The following is a 10,179-nucleotide window of genomic DNA, read 5'->3' on the forward strand; positions in this document are numbered from 1 at the left end:
GTATTCTGAATAGTCCGCCTACAAATATAAGTAGTTGTAAAATAGATGGAGTTGAGCAGTGGTGTCTTTTAAAACTATAAGTTGTGAATAAGTATTAAACTTACAAAAGTTTACAAATATTCACTATTCATCCACTTTTAGTGCGTGCAATAGTGAGTAGAGGAAATAACGCAAAAAATGGATTTAATAGAATTCATCGGAGCTATTAGTATAACTATGTTCGCATTAGGCGGGAATGAAAAATAACGCTTTAAGTTCCTCGCTAATATTCCATTATCAGAACCTAACTCAGCCATTAATCGTATTCTTATAATAGAATGCGGGATGTTTGAATTAATAATCTTTTACGAAGGTTAAAGGTGAAAAAGTGTCATTCTTGATGCCCGCTAAAGAACGCAAAAGAAACATAAAACTATTTATTATTCTTGAGGTAATAGCAATTTTACTTTGTATCCCATTAGCTTTTCTCATAGAGAGAGTTAATAGCCTGGAGGCGTACTCTACAGAAATCATTTTATTGTATGTAGGGTTATCTATAGTCGTTGTCGATTTTATTTCAAAGGAAAGAAAAAAATGAATAATATCATAGAATTAAGTGTGGATGACATTTCAGCGGTGAGTGGTGGAGGTAACTCAGGTGACCATGAACATTGCTGGAACTCTGTTAAGAACGATGCATTGCATGGTGCCATAGCTTCTGGTTACGCCGGAATGATAGCTGGAGGTATATCAGGAATACCTGGGGGAGTTCCTGGCGTTGTAGGGGGGGCCACAACTGGTTTTGTGCGTGGAGCAATAAGAGGCGCGGCTGTCGATGGCATCAAGTCTTATATGCAAAACTGCCTGAAACCTGGCGGTAGTGAGCGAGGTGGTGGCTGGCATGATACCAACCCTGGTGGTATGTCAGGGGAGTGTCGGTGGTGATTTTCTGATGTAAAAAATACTTTTCATTTATATCATTATCCACCAAATGATTTTTTACCATATTTTATGATGCAGCGCGTGAGATTATTATTGCTGAATCACATTGTGCTGCATTGTGTGATTATAAAATGAACTAAAAAATATAAAGATTAACAATGAAAATATTCAGGGATGAAGCGCTTAACTATCAAAAAGAGTCAGAATATGGAACCATTATATTGCCGGCATCCTTTTCGCTAACAATATTTTCTGTAGCAGCTCTCTTCATGCTCTTGAGCATATCGTTATTTGTTTATTTTGGTCACTACACCCGTAAGGCACATCTGGTGGGGATCGTTATGCCCTCATCCGGCCTGGTAAAGATTACACCGCAGTATGCCGGATATGTAACTCATCTAATGGTTTCAGAAGGCCGCCATGTTGACGCAGGCGAATCCCTTTATATTATAAGTGGTGAGCATTTTAACGGGTTGGGAACCGGTACCCTGGCGAATGAAAGTCTTTCCCTGAAAACACAATATTCCATGCTGGCCTCTCAGCAGATTCTAGAGTCGCGGGATAACCAGCAACAACAGGAAGCTGTGCGGCAGCGAATTGTCTCCCTGCAGCCACAGGTGAAAAGTGCTGAGCAACGTCTGATGCTGGCTGAACGGCAGGTCCAGCTGACCACCGCAGTCATGGGACGCTATAAAAAACTGGCCGGTACGCATTACGTTTCGGATATCGAATTCCAGCAGAAACAAATCGATGACTCTGCGGCACAGCAAAACGCAGAGGATCAGCGTCAGGCGCTTTTGCAGTTGAATACCACAATAAAAGCGGCTGAAGACGAGCTAAATCACCTAATCGTCCAGGGAGAAAGCCGGAGAGCTGAACTGGACAGACAGCTTCAGGGGATCAAACAACAGCAGGAGGAACTGGCTGGACAGGAGAAGTTCACCCTGACGTCGCCCGTATCCGGCACTGTTGCGGCAGTGCTTGTCAGACAGGGACAGTCTGTCAGAGCATCGGAGCCGGTGACGACGGTAGTGCCTGACAACGCAAGCCTGCAGATTGAACTCTACGCCACAAGTCAGCATGCCGGGTTCATTCAACCAGGGCAGCGTGTGGCTTTGCGGTTCGCAGCCTTTCCCTATCAGAAGTTTGGCGTTCAGTACGGCACTATACGTGAAATCAGCCGCACAACGCTGAGCCCATCGGATTTGCTCTCTGTTTCTCCTGTCACCTGGAAGGAGAATGAAGGGCACTATCGCGTCATAGTCGTACCGGATAAATCCTTCATCTTGGCTTATGGAAAAAAAGAAACCCTGCGTCCCGGTATGACACTCGAGGGGGATGTCAGTCTGGATACTCGTCATTTATGGGAGTGGCTGACAGAACCGCTCTGGAGCCTGAAAGGAAAACTGTAGTGGGATCGCTAAACTGGACAAGCAAAAGACGGCTTCACCTGATTCGTCAGACAGAGTCAGCGGAATGTGGCCTGGCGTGCCTGGCGATGATGGCCTGCTGGCATGGTCTGCAGACGGATTTACCCACACTGCGTGAACGCTTTAGTACCAGTACTCAGGGGATGACACTTCAAAGGCTGATCGAGTGCGCAGCAGATATCAGGCTGTCTTCCCGTGCCGTCAGGTTAGAACCGGAAGATCTGAAGTCCTTATCCTTACCGTGTATTCTCCACTGGAATATGAATCATTTCGTTGTGCTCCACAGCGTTCGCGGGAGACATCTCATTATCTATGATCCCGACAAAGGAAAGGTCACACTCTCCCTGCAGGAGGCAGGAAAGCACTTCACCGGCGTTGCTTTGGAGTTGATGCCAGCCAGCGATTTCACGGTCAAGGATGAAAGAAAAAAAATACGCCTGCGCCAGCTTATAGGTAAGACGAGCGGCCTGCTTCCTGCAATATCGCGGATTATGATTTTTTCCCTGGCACTTGAAATCATGACGCTGGCAAGTCCTCTTCTCAACCAGTTGGTTATCGATGAGGTCCTTGTGGCCGCAGATCGAAGCCTGTTAACCGTCATCATCATTGCCCTGCTGCTGCTGTCACTGACTCAGATGCTGCTGTCGCTGGCCCGCCAGTGGGCAAGCATCACACTCTCCGTCAATTTTAATATGCAGTGGACCGCCAGGGTATTTCATCATCTGGTGCGTCTCCCTTTATCCTGGTTCGATGCACGCAGTAAGGGGAGTATTAATGCACGTTTTGATGCAGTAAATGCTATCCAACAGGCGCTGACCTCGCAGTTACTGGAAGGTATTCTTGATGTGCTGCTTGTGGTAACCGCCCTCTTCATGATGTTGCTGTACAGTCCTGAAATGACGGTGATCGCGGTGCTGGCTGCCGCCATTTACGGTGTACTGAGAGCGTTGTGGTATCCATCCCTGCGGCAGTCGGCGGAAGATGCCTGGGATGCCGGTGCAAGGGAGTCCGGGCATTTTCTTGAAACCCTCAACGGAATCCTGAGCCTGAGAATAAACGGTGTCACCGCACACCGCGAAGCCGCCTGGCTGAATTTAAATGTAGTCCGCAGAAATACACAGCTACGCCAGAACCGCCTGCTGATGTGCTATGACATTGCACATACACTGACCGGCAGTCTGGTATCGGCGGTTATTTTATGGAAAGGTGCCGATGAGGTGCTGCACGGTACCTTTACCGTCGGGATGCTGGTTGCCTATTTGTCTTACCAGATGCGTTTTTCTTCGAGCATCAGCAGTCTGACGGATAAGTTTTTTGCCTGGCGTATGCTTGATGTTTATAACGAGCGTCTGGCTGATATTGTGCTCACTCCGACAGAAGGCCATCTGCAGCAACCCGTTCAGGAGGGTGGCAGCATATCTACCGTTTCCTCTGTATTCCAGGACAGAGAGTCCGAAACTGCCGATGTTTCGTTATCACTTACACATATAATCTTCAGCCATAAGGGTAGCAATAAGCCTCTACTCCGCGGCGTATCGCTGACGTTGCACCCGGGCGAAGTGGTCGCCATTACGGGTAAATCCGGATGTGGCAAATCGACGCTGGTAAAGCTTATCTTAGGGATTTATATCCCTGATGAAGGAACGATCAGAACATTTGGCATACCGCATACCCATCCGGATTATTTCCGGATACGCCGGCGCATTGGTACCGTACTACAGGATGACCACCTGTTCCGGGGCTCCATAGCAGATAACATCATCTTTTTCAGTGAGGACCGCAATCCTGAAAGAATGATCCACTGTGCCCGCCTTGCGATGATTGACAGCGATATCATGGCAATGCCGATGGGATATCAGACATTGATCGGGGAAACCGGTGGAGGACTATCTGGAGGCCAGAAGCAGCGTATTCTGCTGGCAAGGGCGCTGTACAAGAAACCGGGATTTTTGTTACTGGATGAAGCGACGAGCCATCTTGATATTGAGAGTGAAATACTGATAAGCCAGACGCTACGTCAACTGGGTATATCTGTCCTGCTCATCGCTCATCGCCCCGAAACCATTGCATCTGCAGACCGGGTCCTTTATCTGTCCGAGGGAACTTTTAAGGAACTGAAGCACCAGCGCTTAATCGATGATGAGCAGGTTTATGCATCTTAATGACGCATGATAGGCCAAAAATACCTTTACGTTCTATGCTGTTAGCGCCAGTGATATAGGACTGTAATTCACCATTTGAATTGTCCGCTCCACCTGACATGTTTTTTCCTTGAGGTTCTCACACCAGAAAGTACATCGACATGCTGAGCAGAGAAGACTTTTACATGATAAAGCAAATGCGTAAGCAAAGTGCGAACATTGTCGATATTGCAACCCAGGTTGGTTGCTCTGAGCGTACAGTCAGGCGGTACCTTAATTACCCTGAACCATCAGCTAGAAAAACGCGCCACAAAATGGCCAAAAGCGCAACGCTAATAAGTGATGATGAAATGGCGGAATGCGGACAGTAGAAATAATTAAATATCGGACATTAAAAATGGCGAAAAGGGGGCGCGGATTTTCGACATGGTACATGTGAGGATCAGATGCGTTCTGCCGGACCCGAAAGACCGGGTCAGGGCTTTTCCGGTGACTCTTTATACTCGTGGACTGTATTGGGGCGTTGTGAGGGGGATGTTCTGATGAGTGACCAGGAACAGTTACTAAAGAGCCTTGCCCCGCTTATGGCGGGCAATCGCCTGAATAATCTGGTTGATCTGCTTGCTGTCGTCGCAGACATGCTGGAAATGACCGATAGCGCGATGGTCGAAAAACTGGCTGGCGTTTTTGACGATGTCGTGACCGTCGGCTGGGAAGGGGGGAACCGCGCTACGCATGGCGTGGGGGAGCAGGTTAACCGGGAAGGGGATATTTCGCTTCGTCAGGTGTTTACTATCCTCAACGACCCTGATACCCGCCGCGGCATCATGCTTTTGCTGCGCGTGTTACAGATTACGGGGCAGCGTCTAAATGCCCTCGCTTCGGTCAGCTATCCTGAGTGTCCTGAGATCGAAAACCGCTAAGAGCGGGCGGATGTTCACCGGAAACGGTGATTATGCCGGGTAGCGGGTTTATGTTACCCGGCCTGTTGAGCGTTACCGTAAGCTATTTCTCCCCGCTCCCCAACCTATACGCCAGCGCCACCACCAGCGACTGCACCAGGCACAGCGTCGCCGACTGAGACCGGAACGCGTCCACCTGCGCCTCTTTCACCACAAAGCAGAGATCGCTGAACGTCGCCAGCGGGCTGATCTGGCTGTCCGTAATCACAATCTGCCGCGCGCCGACGCTGGCGGCGGTTTCGCTGACCATCACCGTCTCTTCCGCGTACGGCGAGAAGCTGATCGACACCACAATGTCGCGTGCCTTAATGCGACTGATCTGCTCGCGCAGCATCCCGCCCATGCCGTCGAGCAGGATAGGGCGGCACTCCAGGTGGCTCAGTGCATAGGTAAGGTACGCGGCAACGCTAAAGGAGCGGCGCAGTCCGGCGATGTAGATGGTGTCGGCGTCGGCCAGCAGCTGTACCGCACGCTCCAGCATTTCGGGCTCGGCGCGGGCGGCCAGCTGCTGCAGCGCCTGCGCGTTCGAGCGGGCAAACTCCTGCAGGATATCGAGCGGCGTTTCCGGCACGGCCTCGCTCTCCATTTCGCGGAACAGCCGGGCGCGGTCGCTGTAGCTGGCGGTCTCCTCTACCAGGTTCATGCGAAACAGCTGTTTCATTTCGTTGAAGCCGGTGAAGTCGAAGGCGTTAGCAAAGCGGATCAGCGTCGATGGCGGCACGTCGGCGCGCTCGGCAATAACGGCAACCGTATCGAAGGCCACGCTGTTAGTGTTGTCCAGCACGTAGCGGGAAACCTGCTGCAGCCTCTTGCTCAGGCTATCGTAGCGATCGCGGATTTGCTGCTGCAGTTCGTTCAGGCTGGTTGCTGTGCTCATGTTATCCCCCAAATACAGTCATATGATTCTAAACGCAAAACCGCGTCTTTTAAATGTCGGCCATCCATCTGGCAGCAAAAATGAAACAGAAGCTTCAGCCATTTCCTCGCCCGAAATTCCTTAATAGCGCACGTGGCGTCAGTGGTGCTGGCTGTTAACATAAAAATCCATCCTTGATCACAATAATCATCATTTATTTTATTTCAACTTAAAATGGAATATTTGTTTCATATATAGTGTCCAGTACACAGCGTTCAGGTCACAGTCACGTATCAACAGCGAGAGGTTAAGGATGGAGACGGTAGCGAATTTTATTCACGGCGAATGTGTCACCGGTTCAGGCCAGCGCGTTCAGGCGATCTTCAACCCGGCCACCGGCAAGCAGATCCGCCAGGTGGTGATGAGTACGGCGCAGGAAACGGAGCAGGCGATTGCCGCCGCGCAGCAGGCGTTTCCCGCGTGGGCACGCCAGGCTCCGCTTAAGCGCGCGCGCGTGATGTTCCGCTTCAAGGCGCTGCTGGAAGAGAATATGGAGAGCCTGGCCCGCCTCATCAGCGAAGAGCACGGCAAGGTCTTTTCCGACGCGGTGGGTGAACTGACCCGCGGCCTGGAAGTGGTGGAGTTTGCCTGCGGTATTCCGCATCTGCAAAAGGGCGAACACTCGGCGAACGTCGGTACCGGCGTCGACAGCCACTCGCTGATGCAGCCGCTCGGCGTCTGCGTTGGGATCACGCCGTTTAACTTCCCGGCGATGGTGCCGATGTGGATGTTCCCGATTGCGCTGGCGACCGGCAACACCTTCGTGCTGAAACCGTCGGAAAAAGATCCTTCTCTCGCGCTCGCGCTGGCGCAGCTGCTGAAAGAGGCCGGCCTGCCGGACGGCGTCTTCAACGTGGTGCAGGGCGATAAGGAGTCCGTTGACGTGCTCCTGACCGACCCGCGCGTGCAGGCGGTGAGCTTTGTCGGCTCCACGCCTATTGCGGAATACATCTACCAGACCGCGTCCGCCCACGGGAAGCGCTGTCAGGCGCTGGGCGGGGCGAAAAACCACTGCATTTTAATGCCGGATGCCGACATGGAGATGGCGGCCAACGCCATTATGGGGGCTGGCTTCGGCGCGGCGGGAGAGCGCTGCATGGCGCTCTCGGTGGTGGTGGCGGTGGGCGATAACACCGCCGATGACCTCTGCGCCCGGCTGGAAAAACAGATTGCCGCGCTGCGCGTCGGGCCGGGTCTGGACCAGACGCCGGAAAACGAAATGGGGCCGCTCATCTCGTCCGCCCACCGCAGCAAGGTGTTGGGCTATATCGACAGCGGGGAAGCGCAGGGGGCGACGCTTCGCGTGGACGGCCGCGGCTTCAGCGTGAAGGGCCACGAGCAGGGCTACTTCGTCGGGCCGACGCTGTTCGATAACGTCACCCCGGAGATGACCATCTATAAAGAAGAGATTTTTGGTCCGGTGCTTTCTGTGGTGCGCGTAGCAGATTACGCCAGCGCGGTGGATCTGATTAACCGCCATGAATATGGTAATGGCTCGGCAATCTTCACCCGCGACGGCGGCTGCGCGCGCCGCTTCTGCGAGGAGGTGCAGGCGGGCATGGTGGGCGTCAACGTGCCGATCCCGGTGCCGATGGCGTTCCACAGCTTTGGCGGCTGGAAGCGCTCCATCTTCGGCGCGCTCAACGTCCACGGCAGCGACGGCGTGCGCTTCTACACCCGAATGAAAACCATTACCGCGCGCTGGCCGGAAATGCAGCAGGAGACAGGCGCTGCGTTCTCCATGCCGACGCTGGGCTGACAGGAGGTTTTATGCAAACCGAACGTATGACCATGGCCCAGGCGCTGGTCCGGTTCCTTAATCAACAGTACGTCAGCGTGGACGGTGACGAAACGCCCTTCGTGGAGGGCGTGGCGACTATTTTCGGGCACGGTAACGTGCTGGGTATCGGCCAGGCGCTGGAGCAGGATCCGGGCCATCTGCAGGTGATGCAGGGCTGCAACGAGCAGGGCATTGCCCATATGGCGACGGGATTTGCCAAACAGCACCGCCGTCAGCGCATCTTTGCCGTCACCTCGTCCGTCGGGCCGGGGGCGGCCAATATGGTGACCGCCGCGGCCACCGCCACGGCTAACCGCATCCCGCTGCTGTTGCTGCCGGGCGATATCTACGCCAGCCGCCAGCCGGACCCGGTGCTGCAGCAGATCGAGCAGTATCACGATCTCAGCATCAGCACCAACGACTGCTTCCGTCCGGTCTCCCGCTACTGGGACCGCATTAGCCGTCCCGAGCAGCTGATGAGCGCCATGCTCAGCGCGATGCGAACGCTTACTGACCCGGCAGATACCGGTGCGGTGACGATTTGCCTGCCGCAGGACGTGCAGGGCGAGGCCTGGGACTATCCGCTGAGCTTTTTCGCGCGTCGCGTGCACCACATTGAGCGTCGTCCGCCCGATCCGCAGCGTCTGGCGCAGGCGCGGGCGCTGATCGCCCGCAAGCGTCGTCCGCTGGTGGTGTGCGGCGGCGGCGTGCGCTACTCCGGCGCGCATGAGGCGTTTCGCGACTTCGTCGAGACGCTGCATCTACCGTTCGCCGAAACCCAGGCCGGAAAGGGGGCGCTGGTAAGTGACCACCCACTTAACCTGGGCGGCGTGGGGGTAACGGGCGGGCTGGCGGCCAACCAGCTCGCGCCGCAGGCCGATCTGGTGATTGGCATCGGCACGCGCCTCACCGACTTTACCACCGGCTCTAAGGCGCTCTTCTCTCATCCGGACGTCGAATTCCTGCTGCTGAACGTGGCCGAGTTCGACGCCCTGAAGCTGGACGCCACGGCGCTGATTGCCGATGCCCAGACCGGGCTCCAGGCATTGACCCAGGCGCTTGGCAATTACCGTAGCGGCTGGGGAGAGGCGATCGCCCAGGTGAAATCCGCCTGGCGCGACGAGTGCCGCCGCCTGTGGGATCGCCAGTGGCGTCCGGACGACGCGCCCGAAGTGGCGGGGCACCTGGACGCGCGGCTGGCGGAGTACGGCGAGACGCTCAACACCCGCCTGACCCAGACGCGGGTGCTGGGGCTGATCAACCAGCATATTGAAGAAAGCGCCATTGTGGTGGGGGCGGCCGGTTCGCTGCCGGGGGATTTACAGCGCCTCTGGCAGGTTAAAACGCCGGACAGCTATCACCTGGAGTACGGCTACTCCTGCATGGGCTACGAAATAGCGGCGGCCATCGGCGCGAAGCTCGCCAGGCCCGAGCTGCCGGTGTACGCCATGGTGGGGGATGGATCCTACATGATGCTGCACTCCGAGCTGCAAACCGCGGTGCAGGAGGGCATTAAGGTCACCGTTCTGCTGTTTGATAACGCCAGCTTCGGCTGCATTAACAACCTGCAGATGGGGCACGGCATGGGCAGTTTTGGCACGGAAAACCGCCATCGCAACCCGGAAACAGGGCGGCTCGACGGGCCGCTGGTGAAGGTCGATTTTGCGCAAAACGCGGAGAGCTACGGCTGCCGCGCGTGGCGGGTACACGATGAGCAAAGCCTGCTGGCAGCGCTGGAGGCGTCGCGCGCGCATCCGGGCCCGACGCTGCTGGACATCAAGGTGCTGCCGAAGACCATGACCCACGATTACGCCTCCTGGTGGCGAACCGGCGATGCGCAGGTGGCAGAGTCGTCTGCCGTGCGTGAAGCCGCGGCGCACGCTCAGGCGCAGGTGAAAAAAGCCCGTCAGTACTAAGATTTTCCGCCGTAACGAAATTTTCATTTCATTTTCCCCTCACCCTAACCCTCTCCCCAAAGGGGAGAGGGGATGGTTTGGTGCACTCTTTTGTCCCTCGCCCCTTTGGGGAG

6 protein-coding genes and 1 pseudogene are annotated in these 10,179 nt (G+C 54.7%); 6 read left to right on the forward strand and 1 reads right to left on the reverse strand.

Annotation, left to right across the window (positions count from 1 at the left end; genetic code table 11):
- The first annotated feature begins 1,079 nt into the window (after positions 1-1,079).
- The 4 genes and pseudogenes from ACMWKK_RS16780 (at position 1,080) to ACMWKK_RS16795 (ending at position 5,415) form a co-directional block, all read left to right on the forward strand.
- Positions 1,080-2,333, forward strand: a complete 1,254-nt coding sequence (locus ACMWKK_RS16780; RefSeq protein WP_112779893.1) for an HlyD family secretion protein — start codon at positions 1,080-1,082, stop codon at positions 2,331-2,333.
- Positions 2,333-4,513 (forward strand): peptidase domain-containing ABC transporter, encoded by a 2,181-nt coding sequence (locus ACMWKK_RS16785; RefSeq protein ID WP_080351123.1) that lies wholly within the window; start codon positions 2,333-2,335, stop codon positions 4,511-4,513. The genes ACMWKK_RS16780 and ACMWKK_RS16785 overlap by 1 nt, the downstream gene beginning before the upstream one ends.
- Before the next feature lie 140 nt (positions 4,514-4,653).
- Positions 4,654-4,815 (forward strand): annotated as a pseudogene (locus ACMWKK_RS16790) (IS21 family transposase); the annotation flags it as partial.
- A 219-nt stretch (positions 4,816-5,034) separates the two neighbouring features.
- Positions 5,035-5,415 (forward strand): DUF1641 domain-containing protein, encoded by a 381-nt coding sequence (locus ACMWKK_RS16795; RefSeq protein ID WP_139156874.1) that lies wholly within the window; start codon positions 5,035-5,037, stop codon positions 5,413-5,415.
- 82 nt (positions 5,416-5,497) lie between these two features.
- On the opposite strand, the gene ACMWKK_RS16800 is transcribed toward ACMWKK_RS16795, so the two are convergent.
- The gene (locus ACMWKK_RS16800; protein ID WP_045325987.1) at positions 5,498-6,331 is read right to left on the reverse strand and encodes a MurR/RpiR family transcriptional regulator; all 834 of its coding nucleotides are present in this window, start codon (positions 6,329-6,331) and stop codon (positions 5,498-5,500) included.
- Positions 6,332-6,623: 292 nt separating this feature from the next.
- Between ACMWKK_RS16800 and ACMWKK_RS16805 the strand changes: the two genes are divergently transcribed.
- The gene (locus ACMWKK_RS16805; RefSeq protein WP_112779891.1) at positions 6,624-8,129 is read left to right on the forward strand and encodes a CoA-acylating methylmalonate-semialdehyde dehydrogenase; all 1,506 of its coding nucleotides are present in this window, start codon (positions 6,624-6,626) and stop codon (positions 8,127-8,129) included.
- Positions 8,130-8,140: 11 nt separating this feature from the next.
- Positions 8,141-10,066, forward strand: a complete 1,926-nt coding sequence (gene iolD / locus ACMWKK_RS16810) for a 3D-(3,5/4)-trihydroxycyclohexane-1,2-dione acylhydrolase (decyclizing) (protein WP_112779890.1) — start codon at positions 8,141-8,143, stop codon at positions 10,064-10,066.
- Positions 10,067-10,179 lie beyond the last annotated feature (113 nt).

The sequence above is a fragment of the Enterobacter sp. 01-M-03-SI-ECC genome, from assembly GCF_047530215.1.
Lineage (GTDB): Bacteria > Pseudomonadota > Gammaproteobacteria > Enterobacterales > Enterobacteriaceae > Enterobacter > Enterobacter chengduensis.